At 56.0% G+C, this 19,377-nt stretch carries 17 protein-coding genes; 6 read left to right on the top strand and 11 right to left on the bottom strand.

The window, feature by feature from the left end:
- Positions 1-13: 13 nt before the first annotated feature.
- Entirely contained in the window at positions 14-688 is a 675-nt protein-coding gene (pyrE, locus tag ACU6HM_RS12100; RefSeq protein ID WP_026484434.1) for an orotate phosphoribosyltransferase, read from the bottom strand.
- Positions 689-741: 53 nt separating this feature from the next.
- Entirely contained in the window at positions 742-1,632 is an 891-nt protein-coding gene (locus ACU6HM_RS12095) for a LysR family transcriptional regulator (RefSeq protein WP_022983609.1), read from the bottom strand.
- A 219-nt stretch (positions 1,633-1,851) separates the two neighbouring features.
- Here ACU6HM_RS12095 and ACU6HM_RS12090 point away from each other — a divergent pair, with 219 nt between their 5' ends.
- From ACU6HM_RS12090 to ACU6HM_RS12080, 3 genes are all read left to right on the top strand, one after another.
- Positions 1,852-2,253 (top strand): DoxX family protein, encoded by a 402-nt coding sequence (locus tag ACU6HM_RS12090; RefSeq protein WP_026484436.1) that lies wholly within the window; start codon positions 1,852-1,854, stop codon positions 2,251-2,253.
- A gap of 56 nt (positions 2,254-2,309) precedes the next feature.
- Positions 2,310-3,119: a DODA-type extradiol aromatic ring-opening family dioxygenase gene (locus ACU6HM_RS12085; protein WP_446763858.1), complete on the top strand. Its 810-nt coding sequence runs from the start codon at positions 2,310-2,312 to the stop codon at positions 3,117-3,119.
- Between the two features lie 72 nt (positions 3,120-3,191).
- The gene (locus ACU6HM_RS12080) at positions 3,192-3,986 is read left to right on the top strand and encodes an exodeoxyribonuclease III (RefSeq protein WP_022983611.1); all 795 of its coding nucleotides are present in this window, start codon (positions 3,192-3,194) and stop codon (positions 3,984-3,986) included.
- Positions 3,987-4,010: 24 nt separating this feature from the next.
- Here the strand turns inward: ACU6HM_RS12080 and ACU6HM_RS12075 are convergent, their stop codons facing one another.
- From ACU6HM_RS12075 to ACU6HM_RS12040, 8 genes are all read right to left on the bottom strand, one after another.
- On the bottom strand, positions 4,011-4,340 hold the full coding sequence (locus tag ACU6HM_RS12075) for a c-type cytochrome (protein ID WP_009460372.1): 330 nt from the start codon (positions 4,338-4,340) through the stop codon (positions 4,011-4,013).
- A gap of 196 nt (positions 4,341-4,536) precedes the next feature.
- Positions 4,537-5,682 (bottom strand): copper-containing nitrite reductase, encoded by a 1,146-nt coding sequence (gene nirK / locus ACU6HM_RS12070; RefSeq protein ID WP_009458792.1) that lies wholly within the window; start codon positions 5,680-5,682, stop codon positions 4,537-4,539.
- A 229-nt stretch (positions 5,683-5,911) separates the two neighbouring features.
- Positions 5,912-6,376, bottom strand: a complete 465-nt coding sequence (locus ACU6HM_RS12065; protein ID WP_009458790.1) for a MarR family winged helix-turn-helix transcriptional regulator — start codon at positions 6,374-6,376, stop codon at positions 5,912-5,914.
- 128 nt (positions 6,377-6,504) lie between these two features.
- The gene (locus ACU6HM_RS12060; protein WP_022983613.1) at positions 6,505-8,280 is read right to left on the bottom strand and encodes an acyl-CoA dehydrogenase; all 1,776 of its coding nucleotides are present in this window, start codon (positions 8,278-8,280) and stop codon (positions 6,505-6,507) included.
- A 2-nt stretch (positions 8,281-8,282) separates the two neighbouring features.
- Positions 8,283-9,653: an MFS transporter gene (locus ACU6HM_RS12055; protein WP_446763857.1), complete on the bottom strand. Its 1,371-nt coding sequence runs from the start codon at positions 9,651-9,653 to the stop codon at positions 8,283-8,285.
- 69 nt (positions 9,654-9,722) lie between these two features.
- On the bottom strand, positions 9,723-11,846 hold the full coding sequence (locus ACU6HM_RS12050; RefSeq protein ID WP_336974159.1) for an acetate--CoA ligase family protein: 2,124 nt from the start codon (positions 11,844-11,846) through the stop codon (positions 9,723-9,725).
- A gap of 85 nt (positions 11,847-11,931) precedes the next feature.
- Entirely contained in the window at positions 11,932-12,774 is an 843-nt protein-coding gene (locus ACU6HM_RS12045; protein ID WP_250756143.1) for a p-hydroxycinnamoyl CoA hydratase/lyase, read from the bottom strand.
- Between the two features lie 267 nt (positions 12,775-13,041).
- Complete coding sequence (locus tag ACU6HM_RS12040; protein ID WP_009458786.1) at positions 13,042-15,321, bottom strand: nitric-oxide reductase large subunit; 2,280 nt, start codon at positions 15,319-15,321, stop codon at positions 13,042-13,044.
- A 306-nt stretch (positions 15,322-15,627) separates the two neighbouring features.
- Between ACU6HM_RS12040 and norR the strand changes: the two genes are divergently transcribed.
- Positions 15,628-17,169 carry a nitric oxide reductase transcriptional regulator NorR gene (gene norR / locus ACU6HM_RS12035; RefSeq protein ID WP_446763856.1) on the top strand — a complete coding sequence of 514 codons (1,542 nt, stop codon included), beginning with the start codon at positions 15,628-15,630 and terminating at the stop codon, positions 17,167-17,169.
- Positions 17,162-17,860, top strand: a complete 699-nt coding sequence (locus tag ACU6HM_RS12030; protein WP_009458784.1) for a Crp/Fnr family transcriptional regulator — start codon at positions 17,162-17,164, stop codon at positions 17,858-17,860. Before norR ends, ACU6HM_RS12030 begins: the two co-directional genes overlap by 8 nt.
- Positions 17,861-17,868: 8 nt before the next feature.
- Here ACU6HM_RS12030 and ACU6HM_RS12025 read toward each other — a convergent pair whose 3' ends face one another.
- Positions 17,869-18,672 (bottom strand): formylglycine-generating enzyme family protein, encoded by an 804-nt coding sequence (locus tag ACU6HM_RS12025; RefSeq protein WP_446763855.1) that lies wholly within the window; start codon positions 18,670-18,672, stop codon positions 17,869-17,871.
- Between the two features lie 173 nt (positions 18,673-18,845).
- Between ACU6HM_RS12025 and ACU6HM_RS12020 the strand changes: the two genes are divergently transcribed.
- Positions 18,846-19,316 carry a nuclear transport factor 2 family protein gene (locus tag ACU6HM_RS12020; protein ID WP_009458783.1) on the top strand — a complete coding sequence of 157 codons (471 nt, stop codon included), beginning with the start codon at positions 18,846-18,848 and terminating at the stop codon, positions 19,314-19,316.
- The last annotated feature ends 61 nt before the right edge of the window (positions 19,317-19,377 follow it).

Here is a 19,377-nt window from a genome sequence, read left to right as displayed (position 1 = left end):
CAAACGCAGATGATCAGACACCGTAGCGATCGCGGTAGGCTTTCACTTGAGGAGCATGAGCAGCCAAGGTGGTGTCATCCGCCAGCACCGCCATGATGTCAGCCAAAGAGGCAATGCTGATCACAGGAATACCGTAAGTCTGTTCCACTTCCTGCACTGCAGAATGCGCGGACAGTTCCTGATCGTTACCGGCGCGCTCCATGCGATCCAGAGCAATCAGCACCGCGGCAGGTTCTGCACCTGCGGCCTTGATGATCTGCATGGATTCACGCACGGACGTACCCGCTGTGATCACGTCATCAATAATCACGACCTTGCCTTGCAAGGGAGCGCCCACCAGGGTGCCGCCTTCACCGTGGTCTTTGGCTTCCTTGCGGTTGAAAGCAAAAGGCACATCACGATCACCGATTTGTGGATGCTCGGCCAGGGCAATTGAGGTTGCGGCAGCCAGAGGAATCCCCTTGTAGGCGGGACCAAACAGCATGTCAAAAGACACGCCCGAATCCAGCAAAGCCTGAGCATAGAAACGGGCCAGCTGACCCACACTACGTCCCGTATTGAACAGGCCGGCATTGAAGAAGTAAGGGCTCAAACGGCCAGACTTGACCTTGAATTCCCCAAAACGCAGCACTCCCTGTTCCAAGGAGAAGCGCACAAAATTGCGACGATTATCGTTATTAGCCGACATGACAGAGTATGAAAAAGATAGAGACGAAAGGCATTTTAGCGTGATGTGAGCCATCACTTGGCAGGTTCGGCCAGTTCTTCCAGCAAGAAGTCGATAAAACTGCGCACTTTAGGTGTCAAATAGCGACGGCTGGCATAGACGGCATGCAGCTGCTGCAGCTCTTCGGTGTAATCGGGCAACAGGCGAACCAGCCGACCACTTTCCAGATCATCCATCACCAGCCACTCCGGCAAATAGGCCAGCCCTGCTCCACCCAACGCACTGTAATAAGTCAGATTGGTGTTATCCGAACGCATGAAAGGATTCAGGCGCAAGGACTCCGGCCCGTCCGGCCCCAAAAATTCAAAACTGGGCTGCTGTAAATAACTGGGGCTGATAGCCGGCAGACGCATCACCTCCGCACAGTTACGCGGCATGCCGTGCTGGGCCACAAACTCCGGGCTGGCCACCAGATGAAAGGGCGTGGGGCAAATAAGACGTGCAATCTGATGCGGCGCAGGCTCGCGCATCACCCGCAAGGCCAGATCAAAACCTTCCGCCACCAAATCCACTTTGTGATTGCTCAGGCTCATGTCCAGAGTCACTTCCGGATAGCGTGTTTGGTAATCCTGCAACAGCTGCGCCACTTTGCGGTTGGCAAACCATACGGGGGCCGTCACTCTCAACACACCTTGGGGCTGATGCTCAGAACCCGATAATGCCTGCTGTCCGCGCTCCAGAGTATCGAGTGCCTGCAAGCAATAATCAAAGTAGGTTTGCCCCAACTCCGTCAGGCTCAAACGACGGCTGCTGCGATGGAGCAAGCGGGCGCCCAGCTGTTTTTCCAGATTGGCCAAGTGCTTGCTGACCATGGGCGCAGACATATCCAAGCGTTGCGCCGCCGCTGCAAAGCTGCCCGCTGCGACGATTTCCCGGAACACCCGCAAACTCTGAATCGTATCCATGCTTTCCTAATAAGAAAGTAACTAATGAAAATAGGCCTGTTTATTTCCTGATAGTAATTGATTAATCTTGAACGAGCGCTAACCCGGTGCCTGTCTGGGCCTTGAATGGGCGGGACCAGCACTAGGATGTCATCACGTCATGCCTGACACAGAGCTTTTGTCACTACGCCGGGCCAGTGCTTCGTTTACCGCTACTGTCAACTTTCCAAAGGAACATACATGAGCGCCCTTACCTCTAGCTGGACTCCTCGCATCCTTAGCCTGCTGCGCATCGTTACAGGCTATCTCCTGCTGACACACGGTACTGCCAAGATCCTGGGTTTCCCCAAAGTAGACATGTTTGCCAACCTGCAAATCAGCTCCATTTACGGCATTGCGGGCATTCTGGAACTGGTTCTGGGTGTCTTGCTGGTGATTGGTCTGTTCTCTCGTTTTGCAGCCTTTATTGCTTCGGGCCTGTGCGCTTTCGCTTACTTTATTGGCCACGCCAGCGGCAGCACCTTCGCAACCCCTATCCTCAATGGCGGTGAGGCGGCAGTTCTGTTCTGCTTTGCCTTCCTGTACCTGGCCTTTGCCGGCCCAGGCCCATGGAGTATTGACGCAGGCCGCGGCAAAGCCTGACGCCTTGTTCAACCCCTTATCCCCTGCCCCTATCAGGGCAGGGGCAGGAGATCATCATGACAATGCCCACCTACTTCATCTCGCATGGTGGCGGACCCTGGCCCTGGATGTCTGAAGCGCAAACCATGTACGCCCCGCTGCGTGCTGCCTTGCAGGATATTCCACGCCAATTGGGGCGCACACCCAAAGCGATCTTGATGGTCTCCGCCCACTGGGAAGCTCAACAAGCCAATCTGCTGGTTGCCGCCGCAGCACAACCGAGCATGGTGTACGACTATTACGGCTTTCCGCCCCACACGTACGAGATTCACTACCCTGCACCAGGCGATCCTGCTCTGGCCCAACAGGTCTGTAATTTGCTGGAAGGCGCTGGCCTGCCCACTCATCTGGATTCGCAGCGTGGCTTTGACCACGGTGCATTCGTACCGGCTTATGTGATCTATCCGCAAGCCAAAGTGCCTATGGTGCAACTGTCCATTCACGCGAACTACGACCCGGCCCTGCACTACGCCATGGGCGAGGCGCTTGCGCCTTTGCGAGACGAAGAGGTGCTGATTATTGGCAGCGGTCTGAGCTATCACAACCTGCGCAATATGGGACCTGGCGGTGTGCAGCCCTCTGCCCAGTTTGATGCCTGGCTGCATCAAAGCCTGAGCCTGGAGGACCCTGCCGCCCGTCGTCAGGCCTTGATGGACTGGGAACAGGCCCCGGCCGCACGTGTTGCCCATCCCCGCGAAGATCACCTGGTTCCCCTCATGGTGGCCGCTGGTGCTGCGCGTGGCGACGCAGCGCATCGCTTCCACCACGAAACCCAGGCCTTTGGTGGCTTGACCGTGTCCAGCTACCGCTTCGGCTCAGCGTCGTAACAAGCTCTGACGGCCACTGACATCCAGGCAGGTTACGGGTTAAAGTGCTGACGCTATAAGGAGAATTGCCACGTGTTACGCGTCACCTCGTTAAACGTCAACGGTATTCGGGCCGCCTTTCGTAAAGGCCTGCCCGCCTGGCTGGAAGCCCAGAAACCTCATATTGTCTGCATGCAGGAAATCAAGATCAGCGAGCCTGATCTGACCCCCGATTTGACCAACCCCGGTCAATACCACGGGCATTTCCACCATGCTCAGAAAAAAGGCTATAGCGGTGTAGGCCTGTACCTGAACCACAAGGCAGAAAGCGTGGCCGAAGGCATGGCCTGCGAAGAGTTCGATGCTGAAGGCCGCATTATCCGCGCCGACTGGAACGACCTTAGTGTGATCAGCGCCTACCTGCCCTCGGGTTCCTCGGGCGACGAGCGTCAAACCGCCAAGTACCGCTTTCTGGATCATTTTGAGCAGTGGATTAATGGCTTGATGCAGGAACACCGTGATACCGGCCGCGAGTTCATTATTTGTGGTGACTGGAATATTGCGCACCACGAAGCCGATTTGAAGAACTGGAAAGGCAACCTGAAAAACAGTGGTTTTCTGCCAGAAGAACGCGCCTGGATGAGCAAAGTGCTGGGCGAACTGGCTTGGGTGGACGTGTACCGCAGCCTGCATCCCGATACCACGGACGAGTGCTACACCTGGTGGAGCAACCGCGGCCAGGCTTGGGCCAAAAATGTGGGGTGGCGCATTGATTATCAAATTGCCACCCCAGGTATTGCTGCCAAGGCGCGCGGTGCAACGATCTATAAGGAAGAGCGTTTCAGCGACCACGCGCCACTGACGGTTGATTACGACTGGAGCCTGTAAATCCAGCCTGAAAAAGCCAGCGCCTTAGCTGGCTTTTTCAATCATGTAGCGCACAACGCTGCGCAATTGTTCATCGGTTGCTTTGGGAGCTGCACCGCGTGGGGGCATGGCGCCCTTGCCGTTCAGCACAACTTGCATCATGGCATCTTCGCCTTGGGCGATCAGGGGCTCCCAACGAGCCTTGTCACCCAAACGAGGGGCATTGGCCATACCCGATGCATGACAGACCATACACGAAGACTTGTACAGCTTGAGAGCTTCGTCCGAGTTGGCATGTGCTGCAGGTGCGGCGGCCAGCAAAAACAAAGCGGCCATTGCGGAGTACATCATGGTGGCGGGGCGATAGGTTCTCATGGGTTTACCCTTTAAACAGTCGGCATGAACGCATGCCTGGCTGATACTTCGTTTTCTGTACAAGAGGCCCGTTTTTCATGGTTCGAACCTCTTGCGTTTTCACTAGCTAATCACTATCCAATAACTGCCTTGAAGCCCGGACGGAAATGATGGGTGTTTCTGGTTCTCAATTCCGCATACCGGGTGCCAACCCTGCTTAGCCCTTGATCGGGCCGGGAGGGCTGACTTGCTTCATCAAGTCGTCGTTCCATTCGCCTTCGACCAGAACGTGACCTGCTGCGCCCAGTTCCATGGCTTCGATCAGGTTGTGGTTCACATAGGCGTACACACCAGGCTGCTTGAAGGTGTAGAGCGCCACACCGGCCGAACCGCCGCGAATGAACCAGGTTTCCAGGTTCTTGGCAGGTGGATCATCAAACTTGCCCAGTTCCCAAACCCAGTCACCGTGCCCACCGATCAGGTGAGGACGGGTGTCGCGGTTGGCCTGCGAGTGAATGAACAGCACGGTTTCACCCACGTTGGCCTTCATGGCACCGTCGCCCATCAAGGCACCGACCTTGCCGTTGAACACCACGTGGCTGGGGATCAGACCACGCATGGCTTCCAGGGTATCGCCGTAGCTTTCAGCCGAGGAACCATACTTTTTGAAGTTGCCCTTTTCATCACGAGGGATGTAGAGGTCAAACTCGCCAATGGTGTAGACACGGTCGTAATGCAGCGAGTTGCCCGCCGAATCCTTCAGGCCGTCGCGTGGCAGCACCATGACGGTACCGTGCATGCCCTGGACCACGTGCCAGGCTACCGAGCCTTCGGGTGCGCAGTGGTACACAAACGTACCGGTACGGTCGGCCTTGAAGCGCAAGGTGGCTTGTTCGCCGGGGTTCACGTTGGTCAACTTGGCACCGCCCAGCGCGCCAGTCGAGGCGTGAAAGTCGATGTTGTGCGGCATGGTGTTGCTGGCTGGGTTGACCAGGGTCAGCTCCAGGTAGTCGCCTTCATGCACAACCATGGTGGGGCCGGGCATGGAGCCATCAAACATCATGGCGTGCATGGTGGTGCCATCGCGATCGACCACGATCTCTTTTTCCACGATGCTCATGCGGAACTCCACCACGCGAGGCTCGGGACCTACTTTCTGCTCGTGCTTGTGGACCATAGGAGGCGCAACCAGATCCACCTTGACCCGCTCCAGCTTGGCGATCTGGGCTTCTGTACGCGCGGCCAGCCAGGGCGCGTTCTTTTTTGGTGCAGCCGTCTCGCGGGCTTGTACTTGAGCCGCCAGCAAAGTCGTTCCTGCGGCGACACCTAGGCCAGCACTTTTCAAGAAATGACGACGTTCCATACTACCTCCGGTTTGATCCAGGCGTGATGCCTGCTGATTAAATAGTTGATTGCTCTAACAGTTACAGGATGTATTTGAACGTACTTGGCCCAAGCCATCTTTGTTGCAGCGCAAGCATTGGCGATGAACACAAAAAAAACCGCCTTAAAGGCGGTTCCAGAAAATACCTGTTAACGATACGCAGCCACCCAATCCGCAAGGATCATCTGCTTAGCCGTTCTGCAACTGATCAGCTTTCGCGACTCTCTTGGACTGCCATCAGTTTGTCCAGGGCCGAGAACAAATGGCGCCGCTCAGCGGCGGTGAGTATCTGTTCCAATTCCTCCTCCAGTTTTCCGACCTGCTCTTCAGCAGGCAAGAGCAAAGTCTGGCCTTGGGCAGTCAGATGTAATTGCTGTAAGCGTCGATCCCGCGGATCTGAATGACGTTCGATCAAGCCACGCTTGACCAGACGCTCGACCACCGGCACCAGATTGGATGGCGAGATATCCAGCGTTTCACCCAATTGGCGCAAATAGATTCCCGGATTAGCATCGAGCAAGATCAAAATAGAAAACTCACTGGGCTTGAGATCATGCTCGGCAACACGATGCGCAAACAACTTATGAATATGAATTTCCGTACGCGTGAGGCGATAGCCCAGAAAGCGGAGAAGGCGTGACTGGTCAACCGCGGATTCGAGAGCACTGTCCATGAGTTGGTGTCTGACTAAAAAAGAAAAATGCCTGCAAGACAGTGTCGACACAACATCGACACCATCCTGAGTGGCACACCGTTGATCGGTGCAGACATCAATCATAGAGCATAGACCCACCAACCGTCTCAGACGAGCTTGTGCACAGGCACCGCGCTTGTCACTGCCGCCTCGATCCTGCTCAAGTAATAGCGGGCATCCAGCAAGCCATGATCAAAGAAATAATCGGCACTAGCCACCTTGCGCTCGCACAAGCTGGTATCGGCATGCAAGCGACTGACCCGCCCTGCCCGTGCCCAGGCAAATGCCATACACACGATGCCGACCAAGCGCAGATAGTCCTCCGCACACCGGGCCAGTACTTGCGTATCGTGTTGAGCGCAGGTGCATAAATGGGTCGTCACTATGTACAGTTGGTCACTCCACTGTCTTAATGCTTTCCCCCATGGACATTCTGCCAACGCCTCCAGACAGGCATCCGCTTCCCAGCGCCAGGCCTGGAGCAAAGGTTGCAAGGCCTCGGGCCCCACGGCGGCAATCTTGCGCTGTAGCAGATCCAACGCCTGGATCTGGTTGGTTCCTTCATAAATCATGGCAATACGCGCATCTCGAAGCGTTTGCTCAATACGATACTCATGTACGTACCCATAGCCGCCAAAAACTTGCAGTGCGTCGCTGGCCAAGGAAAAGCCCCGCTCTGTAAATAACGACTTGACGACTGGTGTCAGTAAAGAGGCCAGATCCTGCGCCCGAGTCTGCTCTTCACCCTCTGGCAAGCTCTGCGCCAAATCAAGCTGATGCGCTGTCCATGCCGCCATCACCCGCATACCTTCCGTCCAGACACGCAAGTCGGCGAGAATGCGTTGCATAGCGGGATGATGGGCAATAGGATCCGCTACTCCATTGGCCTGTGCCGGGCGGGGTTGCACCCGCATCTGATAACGTTCGTGAGCATAAGAGCGGGCCAATTGCCACGCCGCTTCTGCATGACCTAAGCCTTGCAACCCAACATGCAAACGAGCCGAATTCATCATCACAAACATGGCGGCCAGGCCTTGATGCGGTTTGCCTATCAGCCACGCATGGGCTGCCTCGAAACGCATCGAGCAAGTAGCACTGCCTTTGATGCCCATTTTCTTCTCAAGGCCATCACAGTAAATCGTATTGGGCACAAGCCCCCCCTCCTTGGGAATCAGGCGCGGGGCCAGGAACAAGGACAGCCCCCGTGTCCCGGCAGGGGCATCAGGCAGACGTGCCAGCACCAGATGAACGATGTTCTCGCTCATATCCTGATCGCCACCGGAGATGAAGATCTTGTTGCCATGCAGGCGGTAAGAACCTTCTTGTTCGGGCAGCGCCTGGGTACGCAGCAAACCCAAATCGGAACCGGCTTGTGGTTCAGTCAGGCACATTGTGGCTAACCAGCGTCCGCTAACGATATGCGGCAGATAGGTGCGGCGAATGTATTCATCACCATGAGCATTCAGGCAGGCATAGGCACCATGCAGAATTCCTGGATACATGGCCCAGCCATGATTGGCTGATGCCAACATTTCATGCAAGGCCGTATCGAGCAACTGAGGCAGGCCCTGGCCACCCACGCCGGGATCGCAGGCCAACGCAGGCCATCCAGCCGCCACAAAATCTGTATAGGCCTTGGCAAACCCGTCTGGTGTCAAGACCCGGCCATTCTCTAGACGACATCCTTGCAAATCAGCTGGCCCATTAAGCGGAGCCAAGACGTCGGCACAGAAGCGACCGGCAGCCTCAACTACCCTATCTGCCGTTTCCTGATCCAGCCCTTCGTAAGCCGACAAACGGCACCAATCCTCCTCCGCCTGCAAGCAATATTGCTGTACAAAACGAAAGTCCTCTAATGGGGGCTGATAATGCGATGCTTGCATACTTAAGTCCTCTCTTGCTGCGCCAAAATGGCGACCAGTTGACGATACGGGCCAATCGCCCGGGCCAGGCACACTGCTGACAACAAGGCTGCCAAGGCAGAGACCAAACCCAATGACAGCCCTACTTTCTGTTCGTCATGGAAAATAAAATCCGTGAAAAAAGCGACCAGAAAGGGCCCCATACCCAAGCCAATCAAATTAATCAGAAGCAGGTAAATCGACGTGACTTGTCCCCGCAATTGATTGGGGGTAATGGCCTGCAAGATAGGGGGGGCCAAGGCAACGGGCATCCCCAGAAAGAAGGTCGTTGCTGCCACAGCCACCAAAGCAAGCTCGGCAGAAGGGGCGAAGGCCAGCGCCACTCCAGTCACGATCAAAACGCTGGTGGCGGCCAAGGAAATCAGGATCGAGCCTACCAGCTTGCCCCGTGCTGTCAGATGGTCAGCCAGAAAGCCACTGACCAGCATGCCACCAATGCCAAAGCTCAGAATAATGACCCCATAGGCTGGGCCAATTTCACCAGGAGTCCACCCCCACTGGCGGATAAAGGTGGCGGGCAGCCAGGCCGTGACGCCGAACGTGATCATGGCAGTCAAGCCGGGAGCCAGCAGCAGTGGAAAGTAAGCCCGTTTATGGCGCAGCACATAGCGCCAATCAGGAGCGGGAGCCGAACCGGCATGTGGAGTCGAGTCAGTCCCTTTCATGCCCCGCCGCACCGGCTCGCGCACGGTCAGCATTAGCAGAATAAGAGGAATACCGGGCAAAGCCACAAAGATGAAGGCCGCCTGCCAGGGTGTGAAGCTGCCCAGCAGCGGAAACATCAGCGTGCCTGATTGGCTGGTCGCTTCAATAACCAGCCCACCCACAATAAATGCAGTCGCCGATCCTATATAAACCCCTGATGTATAGATACTCATGGCGCGGGCCCGACGCTCGGGCGCGAAGTAATCGGCCAACATAGAATAGGCGGCCGGAGACAGGGCGGCCTCGCCAATGCCCACAAACATACGGGCGACAAAAAGCGATGCAAAGCCAGTCACATAGCCTCCTGCGGCAGTGGCCAACACCCACACCACCATTCCGATCACAATCAGGTTCCGACGATTCCAACTATCCGCCAAGCGGCCCAGAAAAATTCCAACAAACGTATAGAAAATGGCAAATGCAAAGCCGTGAACAATACTGAACACCCAATCTGACAGATGCAAATCCTTCTTGATGGGCTGCACTAACAGGCCCAAAATCTGGCGATCCACAAAAGACAGCGTGTAGGCCAGCAACAAGACAATCGTGACGTAATACGCATAGCCCAAGGTTGAAAGCTGGTTGGAAGCGGGCATGCGTACACGGCCCGGCAAGTAAGGCAGGCTCAAGGCAAACTCCTGTGAAGGATGGGGAAGGAAATTAAATGGACTGGCATGAACAGCCAGCCCTGGTGGGCCTCAGCCGCTTTGGCCCTGAAGCAGCATCAAGGCATCTAATGCAACTACACCCTGACCTTCAGGCAGCACAATGACCGGATTGAGGTCTATCTCGCTAATAGCAGGCGTCCCACGCAACACCTGCCCAAGACGGATGATCAACTCGGCCAACGCTTCGCGATCAAGTCTGGGGGAGCCTCGATAGCCATGCAACAAGGCCGCTGCCTGCAACTGATCGAGCTCATGCAATACCTCTGTCATGGAGAGATCAGCATCCAACAAGCGAACATCGCGCATGATCTCTGCCGTAACCCCCCCCATGCCTACTAAAATCACGGGTCCCCACTGCGGATCCTGACGCGCCCCTACAATCATCTCCAGGCCGCGCCGTCCCATGACCTCTACCAGCACACCATCAAGAACAATACTCACGTCGTAGTTAGCCACATTCTCATGCAGACGGTTCCAGGCCTGCTCTAAAGATGGCCTGTCGCCAACGTTGAGAATGACACCGCCTGCATCGCTCTTATGGCTTAACTGCGCAGACTGGGCCTTGAGCGCAACAGGCCAACCCAGCGTCTGGGCAGCCTCTACCGCCTGTTCCAGGCACGTAGCCAGTTCTCCACGGGCAAATGGTATGCCCGCTTGGGCCAGGATCTGCTTGGCCTGATATTCAGGAATGACGGTACGATCTGTCGGCAACACTAAAGCTTTGGGTTCGCTGTGACTACTGTCAAAGCTACGTGCTTGAAACGCTGTCAAACGTTGTACGGCACGCAAGGCCCGCTCGGTACTGGGGAAATATGGAACGCCCAGGCTACGCATTTGCTCAATGAACTCGGGAGGAACAGCCGCTCCCTCGTCCAATCCGGCAAGCACCACGGCTTTTCGGGGACGCAAGTCGTGTATGGCTCGCAGCACCGGTGGCATTTTGATGCCGCAGGTCACCGTATCGCCCTGAATCAGGCCAACAACAAGAGTGGAGAAGCGTTCGTCCCTCAGCAAAGCCGTCAAAGTACGGTAGTAAAGGTCCGGATCAACCAAACCTTGCGCCGTCAAGTCCAAGGGATTGCTCACACCCACAAAGCCGGGCAACACCGACCTTAGCTGCGGTGAGTCCTGATCACTGATCTCCGGCAGGTCCAGTTGCAGAGCCTCGGCCCAATCCAGGGTCAAGGCCTTGAAGGCCCCCGACTCACCCAGAACCGCTACGCCCGCAGCCGGCAAGGCAGGACAACGAATGGCAATCTCGGCGATATCACCCAGCTCTTCCAGCGTTTCAGCAAAAACAGCACCCGCACGCTCCATCTTGGTGCGCATCAATGAATAGTCGCCTGCCAGAACACCGGTATGTGTGGCCGCGGACGCGCGAGCCGCACTACTTTTGCCCGGATGAAGCAGTACAAGCGTCTTGCCCTGACTACGTGCCTGAGTAACCGCTGCCAGCATGCGCTCTGGATGACGAAACTGCTCCACAATCATCGCAATAACGCGGGTATGGCTTTGCTCCAGCAGGAACTCCACATAGTCCTCCGCAGCACTGGCCGCCTCATTGCCCGTCGAAACCGCGTAGGACAAGGGCAAGTTGCGACTGGACAAGGTGGTGCACAACACCGTCATCATCGCACCGCTTTGCGACACCACCCCAATGCACGGCTGTTGTTCCTGCGTCTTGTGCCGAATGTCAACTTGCACAAACGTCAATGGCACACCTTGCTGATAATTGATACTCCCCAAACAGTTGGGCCCTTCGATCACCATGCCAGCCTCAGCCGCGATTCGGGCAATCTCATTTTGCTCGGCTTGCCCCTGTATACCGGCCTCGGCAAAACCTGCCGTAAAGATGATCGCCGCACCGACACGCCGCTTGGCCAGTGAACGAACGGTATCCAGAACGGCCGTTTGTGGAATCGCCAATACAGCCACATCCACGCCGTCAGGCAACTGCTCAACGGATGTCAAGCAAGGACGGCCTGCTATCTGGACTCGCCTGGGATTGATCAAGTAAATCTCGCCGGCAAAACCGTTTCGCTCCAGATTACCCAGTACCGATGCACCCAGTGCTCCGGGTGTGGCCGATGCGCCCACAATAGCTATGGAGCCCGGCCTTAACAGCCGCCCGATATCCGGCCGCTGAGCGGCCACCCTCTGTGTCCTTATCACTGCTGTCTCCCATTGAGTGGTGGCAGCTCTCTTTCAGACCAAAGAGGCTGTCCCCCTGCTGTGCCCCTTATCGGGCTTCTTGTTTGGAAAGGTCGTAGGTTCCCAAGCCAGGTTTGTATGTTTTGTCGTCCAAAAACTGCCGCATACCTTCTTTGCGACCTTCGTTATCAAAACTGTTGGCCGCCTCCTGAACACGCACCAGATAATCTTCCGCATTGTCGTAGGTCATTTCCTGCACACGACGGATGGCATCCTTGGTGGCCTTCAATGCAATCGGGTTTTTTTGCAGCAAGACTCGGGCGACCTGTGTCACGCGCTCTTGCAAGCTCTCCAAGGGCAAGGACTCATTGACCAGCCCCCACTGGGCTGCCGTCCGACCGTCAATACTCTCACCCATCATGGCGTGATACATCGCATTACGGAATGACAACAACTCCACAGCAACTTTTGAGGCCCCTCCACCGGGCAAAATACCCCAATTGATTTCAGACAAGCCGAACGTGGCCTCATCGGCGGCAAACGCCAAGTCGCAGGCAAACAAGGGACCATAGCCTCCACCAAAGCACCAGCCATTAACCATCGCAATCGTCGGTTTCTGAAACCAACGCAGTCGGCGCCACCAACCGTAGCTTTCGCGTTGCGCCTTACGCGTCCCTTTCAGGCCAGTGGCTTCTGTTTCCCTGAAATATTCTTTCAAATCCATACCAGCAGTCCAAGCCGAGCCCTCGCCACTGAGCACCACCACACCAACGTCCTCACGGAACTCCAGTTCATCGAGCACACGCATCATCTGACGATTAAGTTGCGGACTCATGGCGTTGCGTTTCTCGGGACGATTAAATTTCACCCAAGCGATACGGCCCTCTACCGTACACAACACGGTTTGCTCTTCTGTGCGTTCAATATTCATCAGCCTTCCTTGCTCTTTTGAAACTGAGTGTTTGATCAATTGATTCAACTCGATAATTATTATGATATATAACCATTATTGATCATCACAATACAGCGTTAACCCTAGGTGACTACAAATACAACCTTGCATAAGGTCACTAGTCTGACCTGATCAAGCGGTGCGCTCCCTGCTTGACCAATCTGCGTCCAATATGAAAAAAACCGCCCGAAGGCGGTTTTCTTGCAGATACTCTCTCTTAAGATAAGAAAGCGTGAGGGAACAAGATCAGGATGTTTTGATAGCACCCGCAGAATTGGCCGAGATTGTCCGACGCCGTGCGGAAATACGTACCCAAACCTGCTGGAACACAATCAAGGCACCGGCAATGAACACAACGTCACCCAAGGTACGCCACCAGCGCAGGGATTGCAGGATAGGCTGCTGCATGAACTCTTCGCTGCGGGCATACCACATGCCTTCCGAGATGCTGGCCCAAGCCTGAATAATCCCGGCCGGCAGCAAGCTGACGAACATCATCAGCACCAGACCCAGGTTCAGCGTCCAGAAGCCCCAGCTCATCAGGCGATCGTTGTAACGAACCTCGGGCGAGATATAACGCACCACCAGCAAGACAAAGCCCAGAGACAGGAAGCCATACACACCGAACAAGGCTGCGTGAGCATGCAATGGCGTGGTGTTCAAACCCTGGATGTAGTACAGCGAGATAGGTGGGTTGATCAGGAAGCCAAACACACCAGCACCCAGCATGTTCCAGAAGGCCACGGCCACAAAGAACATGACAGGCCAACGCAAATCACTCATCCAGCTGGCTTGCTTCTGCATCTTCCAGTTATGGAAAGCTTCGTAGCCCAGCATGATCAAAGGCACCACTTCCAACGCGCTGAAGGAAGCACCAATGGCCATGATCGGCGTGGTCGTACCCGAAAAGTACAGGTGGTGCAAAGTACCAGGCACACCACCGACCAGGAACAGCGAGGCCGCTGCCAAACCCGCAATCGTGGCACTACGCTTGGAAACCAGACCCAAGGTCAGGAAGATAAAGCCCATGGCAACCGTTGCAAAGACCTCGAAGAAGCCCTCAACCCACAGGTGAACCACCCACCAGCGCCAGTACTCCATGATGGTGATATTGGTGTGCTCGCCATAGAACAAGCCAGTACCGTAGAACAGACCAATGGCCACGGTAGAGATGGTCAACAGAACCAATAAATGGTTGTCGCCCTTGTCACGACGCAAGGCAGGCCACATGCCACGCAACATCAGCAGGAGCCAGAAAGCCAGGCCAATGAACTTGATGATCTGCCAGAAACGGCCCAGATCCAGATACTCATAACCCTGGTGACCGAACCAGAAGTTCAGCTCGGGGGGCAGGATGTTTTTGATGGCCAGGAAGTTGCCGGCAAAAGAACCAATAAAGAGCACAACCAGAGCGCCGAACAGAACGTCCACACCCAGACGCTGGAACTTCGGATCCTCGCCCCCGTTAATCAATGGCACCAGGAACAGACCAGCGGTCAGGAAGCCACTGGCAATCCACAAAAGGGCTGCCTGAATATGCCAGGTACGGGTCAAGGAGTAAGGGAACCACTGCGACACGTCTATGCCATAGAACATCTGGCCTTCGACCGTGTAGTGCGCCGTAAAGCCGCCCAGGAAGACCTGGATGACAAACAGGGCAACCGTCAGGAAGGCATATTTTTTCAGGGCACGTTGCGAAGGTGTCAGGCGGAAAGCCAGAACCGGGTCGGTTGCCGGTGCAACAGGCGCTTCCTCTTCTTTGTGCGTAAAGGCCCAGATCCAGACCAGCAGGCCAATACCGGCCAGCAAGAGCACGATACTGACGATGGACCAGACAATATTGGCCGTGGAAGGATGGTTATCCACCAAAGGCTCATGTGGCCAGTTGTTGGTATAGCTGACGGTAGTACCAGGACGCTCCGTTACCGTGGCCCAGGACAGCCAGAAGAAAAAGCGGGTCATGTCCTGACGACGCTGCAACTCTGGCAAGGTGTTGTCCTTCATGGCGAAGCTTTCGCGGCTGGACTTCAGCTCAGGCGCGTCGCCAAACAGGTCGATGTAATACTGGGCGGTGGTATCGATGGCCTTGGCGCGACGTTCGCTGATCTGCAATACGCCCGTCGCTTCATCAATGCGGTTGGGACGGTATTCGTCCTGCAGTTCCTGCCGCAAAGTGGCCTGCTGACTGGATGTCAGCTGATCGTAGTTCAGCGAGTAGGTTTGCTGGGCAGCCAGATCCAGCCAGGCCAGAGCCTCGCGGTGCAACCAGTCGGCGCTCCAGTCCGGGGCCTGGTAGGCCCCATGCCCCCAGATCGAGCCCAGCTGCATGCCGCCGGTACTTTGCCAGGCGGACTGGCCACGATGTATCTGTTCCTGTGAGGTAAATTCACGGCCATCCGGTGTGACTACCTTGACGGGCATGGGGGGTGCCTGGCGATACACCTCCACACCTGTCCATCCCAGGATGGCAAAGGTCACCATGGTGACTGCCACCAGGGACCACCATAGTTTTTTATAGCTACGCATTTTCTTCTCCGTCTCGCTGATGAATCAAACGACCCAATCCAAACAAGTCCTGGCAGGACCCAGTTACCTGGTCAAAACCTGTTTGGGTACGGCCCCGGAACGGGGGACGGACCGAAGCACACGCCTTGTAGCGATGTTCTGCTAAGTCGGGGGTCATGTCATAGTCCTTAAAAATGTATGACAAAACATCTAAAGCAAAGACCGTGCCAAGTTCTGGACGACATAGATCAAAGGATTGCAATCAGCCTGGGTATAAACTACCTCGACAAAACTGGGTATTTTTCACCATAAGGGTATTTTTCACCCATGCTAGATCTCTTGATTGCCGACCTTGCCACCGAGATTCCGGGGCCTTTACGCCTGCAACGCATGGTGCATTTGCTGGCACGGCACTTTGGCTGTGATGCGGCGGGTTTGCTGAAGCTGGACGACACGGTGCTGCGTATTGTGGCGGCCAGTGGCCTGGGCCATGACACCTTGGGGCGACACTTTGTCATTGCAGATCACCCCCGACTGGCGCGGATTTTGCACTCCCCCAGCCTGACCCGCTTTGAACCCAACTGTGCCCTGCCGGACCCTTATGACGGCCTGCTTGATGACAAGCTGGGCCAGCCCCTACCGGTGCATGATTGCGTGGGAATTACCGTGCAAGTCCAGGGCACGCCCTGGGGCATTCTGACGCTGGATGCCTTGCGACCAGGGACGTTTTCAGCCTCCACGCTGGTGGAACTCAAGCACTGGTGTCTGGTGTTGGAAAGCGCAATTCGCATCAGCGAGCTGGAAGAAGAAAACCGCAGCTTGCGCCTGCTCTCCACCTTGCCGCCCGATTACCTGTCGCGCAATAACTCGGCCGCCATCATTGGCAACAGCAAATCCCTGCTGGAGGTCATTCAATTGCTGGACACGGTGGCCACCTCCGAGCTGCCTGTGCTCTTGCTGGGTGAAACCGGCGTGGGAAAGGAGTTATTTGCACAACGCCTGCACCAACGCTCACCACGCCACAACAAACCCTTGATCTACGTGAACTGCGCTGCCCTGCCCGAGTCTCTGGCAGAAAGCGAGTTATTCGGGCACGTAAAGGGCGCATTCTCGGGTGCCCATGAAAATCGGGCCGGGCGCTTTGAAGCGGCCCAGGGCGGCACCCTGTTTCTGGATGAAATCGGTGAGTTGTCTTTAACGATACAGGCCAAACTGCTGCGTACTTTGCAGAACGGCGAGATTCAGCGCCTGGGGGCGGACCACCCCATCAAATTGAATGTACGTCTGGTTGCTGCCACCAATCGTGATCTGAGCCAGCAGATCGCCCAAGGTGGGTTCCGGGCGGACTTGTTTCACCGTCTGTCGGTTTTTCCCCTCACGATCCCCGCGCTGCGCGAGCGTCATCAAGACATTCTGCTGCTGGCAGGCCACTTTCTGGAAACCAACCGTTCTCGTTTGGGATTGCGCGGAATTCGCTTATCCCCCGACGCAGAAACCGCTTTACTGGCTTATCATTGGCCGGGTAATGTTCGCGAACTAGAACATTTGATCAGTCGGGCAACCATCCGCCTGCTGGTCGATACGCCAGATCGTAACCAAATATTTACGCTTAGCGCCGATAATCTCAATTTGTTACCTTCTACCCACCAGCCTGTCGCAACGACCAGTACGGCTATTGGTGCACCTCGCCAATCCTTGCGTCAGTCCGTTGAGCAACTGCAAAGCCAGCTGATCCGGCAAGCTCTGGATGAGACCGACGGTAACTGGAGCCAGGCTGCCCGGCAGCTAGGCATAGACCCCAGCAATCTGCACAAGCTGGCCAGCAAACTAGGGCTTAAAACCCGCTCAGAAAGCTTAAGTGATGACTGACATATCCTACCCCTCCTTGTTAGCCAGCCTGCCCGTTTTCTCCCAGCTGGACGCAGCCAGCATTAACGAACTGTGGCAGGAGGGGCGCCTGATCCACTACGACAAGGACAGCCAGGTCTTTCGTCAGGAACAAAGCAGCGACCACTTTTTTGTTCTGCTGCAAGGCCTGATCAAAGTCGTACGCACCATGCCCAATGGCTCACAACTCCTGGTACGTTTTGCCTTGCCCGGCGACGTAATTGGCATTGCCCCTGCCCTGCGCCGTCGCAACTATCCGGCAACCGCCATTAGCGTGACCACCAGCGCCGCATTGGCCTGGCCTGAAAAGTCCTGGGACAGCCTGACGCAACGCTTTCCTTGCCTGCTCAGTTCTGCACAAGACACGGTCGCACAACGACTAAGCGATGCCGATGATCGCCTGCTGGAGATTCATAGTCTGGAAGTGGAGCAGCGGCTGGCTCACAGCCTGCTGCGCTTGATTCGCCAGGTGGGCCAAAGCGGCGCACAAGGGACGTCCTTGAGTATTCCGGTAACCCGGCAAGATCTGGCCGACCTGGCTGGGACCACCTTGTACACGGCCAGCCGCGTCGTCAGCAGCTGGGATCATCAAGGTTTGATTCTGGCAGGCCGCAAGCAAATTACGATTGCGGACCTGGACAAGTTTGCACAAGCGGTTCTGGAACGCGGCTAAGCGCGGGTTTAGTCTTCAGTGACCAGACGCAGACCCAAGTAACGCGGCGGCACACCAACCGAACACGCCCCGGTTTTTGGGTCGCGAATAAAGTCAGGCATCACAGCAATGTGCTCGCCCCCCAAGGTACGGACACCGCAGTTTTCCAGGCGAGACTCTGCGCGCGGCATGCTGATGCGGTGTACCCGGACATGGCAGGTATTGGTCCATTCAGCCACCTGCCCACCCGCATCAAACACCCCATAAGCATTGGCAACGCCCTGCCCCAAAGGCGCCAAGGGCACCTCTTGCTCCTGTTTGCGCTTGTAGCTTTCCTGATATTCCTGCAGCCACAAAGCGGCCTGCTCATTCTCATCCAGCCCACCCTGCGCCGATTCAGGTACTTTCTGATCGGCGAAATAGCTCCATTCCAGATACTGCGGCAAACGGAATGTCTTGCCTGTACGCTCGCTTAACCAGGCAGCGTAATCCTGTCCGTCCTGCCAGCTCACCCCGACAACCGGCATATTCTTGGCCTGCCCTTGACCCACTGCATCTGCAGCCTTGCAACGTTCTGCACGAACGCACTGATCGTACTCGTACTGGCTGACTTGATATTTCATCGCTTTCAGGGTCGGGGCCGGGGCATACATCACCGTATCGGACGCGACCAGGCGGCCATCGAGCAAGTACTCGCCAGCCTGCATGAGCTCACGGGCCGGGCCAGCCACTTCCACCAGTTCGGGCAAAGCGGACGGATTGCTGGACTCCCCAGCCGAACATCCGGCCAAGATGGCCGCTAACAGCACGGTTCCCGCTACACGACTTTGCATTGTGAACTCCCAAGAGACAGCCACCATTGAAACGTAGCCAGTGGTTCATGTCCTTGCGCCAAGGCAAACAGCGTCCTTAAGGCATCAAAATTCTCCGCTCACACGTTCCTGCCCCTTCCTTGAGCCTTATACTGCTGGTCTCCCATCGCTCCTTGAACCCTCGGGCCAAAAAAATGAATGCTGACTTGACGACAGGTTCCGAAGATATGGCGGCGGCAGTGCGCCGCATTGTCCATCTTTATCAAGGGCTGACGCCAGACCGGCTATCCGAGCTGGAGGTCTGCTATGCGCCTGACGCCCATTTCAAGGACCCCTTCAATGAGGTAGAGGGCGTTGCAGCCATCCGCGGCATCTTCGAGCACATGTTTACAGCGTTGCACTCGCCACGCTTTGTCATTACGCAGCAGATCGTCCAGGACCAACGAGCCTTTCTGGAATGGGAGTTCCGCTTCTGCATCAAACGCTGGAAGCCGGATCTTGAACACTGCATCCGGGGAGCGTCAGCGCTGTCCTTTGATGGACAAGGTCGGGTGACCCATCATCGAGATTATTGGGATGCGGCAGAGGAGCTTTACGAAAAGCTACCCATGCTGGGTTTATTGATGCGCTGGCTGCGACGTACGATGTCCACATCGGAAAAGTAGCCCCCCCTCACACTCCGTCCCCAACACCGGCAGGGGGTGCCGGACGGATTCCGGAGACTGT

Source organism: Alcaligenes sp. RM2 (assembly GCF_052931795.1).
Note: the sequence above shows the minus strand (reverse complement) of the source record. Positions and strands in the feature narration are given on the sequence as shown.

Excerpts from the sequence above, each read along its gene's own strand:
- ACU6HM_RS12030 (WP_009458784.1), top strand. The coding sequence starts at position 17,162 with ATGACTGACATATCCTACCCCTCCTTGTTAGCCAGCCTGCCCGTTTTC.
- ACU6HM_RS12060 (WP_022983613.1), bottom strand. The coding sequence starts at position 8,280 with ATGCAAGCATCGCATTATCAGCCCCCATTAGAGGACTTTCGTTTTGTA.
- ACU6HM_RS12085 (WP_446763858.1), top strand. The coding sequence starts at position 2,310 with ATGACAATGCCCACCTACTTCATCTCGCATGGTGGCGGACCCTGGCCC.
- ACU6HM_RS12020 (WP_009458783.1), top strand. The coding sequence starts at position 18,846 with ATGAATGCTGACTTGACGACAGGTTCCGAAGATATGGCGGCGGCAGTG.
- ACU6HM_RS12025 (WP_446763855.1), bottom strand. The coding sequence starts at position 18,672 with ATGCAAAGTCGTGTAGCGGGAACCGTGCTGTTAGCGGCCATCTTGGCC.
- pyrE (WP_026484434.1), bottom strand. The coding sequence starts at position 688 with ATGTCGGCTAATAACGATAATCGTCGCAATTTTGTGCGCTTCTCCTTG.
- ACU6HM_RS12065 (WP_009458790.1), bottom strand. The coding sequence starts at position 6,376 with ATGGACAGTGCTCTCGAATCCGCGGTTGACCAGTCACGCCTTCTCCGC.
- ACU6HM_RS12075 (WP_009460372.1), bottom strand. The coding sequence starts at position 4,340 with ATGAGAACCTATCGCCCCGCCACCATGATGTACTCCGCAATGGCCGCT.
- ACU6HM_RS12045 (WP_250756143.1), bottom strand. The coding sequence starts at position 12,774 with ATGAATATTGAACGCACAGAAGAGCAAACCGTGTTGTGTACGGTAGAG.
- ACU6HM_RS12040 (WP_009458786.1), bottom strand. The coding sequence starts at position 15,321 with ATGCGTAGCTATAAAAAACTATGGTGGTCCCTGGTGGCAGTCACCATG.
- nirK (WP_009458792.1), bottom strand. The coding sequence starts at position 5,682 with ATGGAACGTCGTCATTTCTTGAAAAGTGCTGGCCTAGGTGTCGCCGCA.
- ACU6HM_RS12095 (WP_022983609.1), bottom strand. The coding sequence starts at position 1,632 with ATGGATACGATTCAGAGTTTGCGGGTGTTCCGGGAAATCGTCGCAGCG.
- ACU6HM_RS12090 (WP_026484436.1), top strand. The coding sequence starts at position 1,852 with ATGAGCGCCCTTACCTCTAGCTGGACTCCTCGCATCCTTAGCCTGCTG.
- norR (WP_446763856.1), top strand. The coding sequence starts at position 15,628 with ATGCTAGATCTCTTGATTGCCGACCTTGCCACCGAGATTCCGGGGCCT.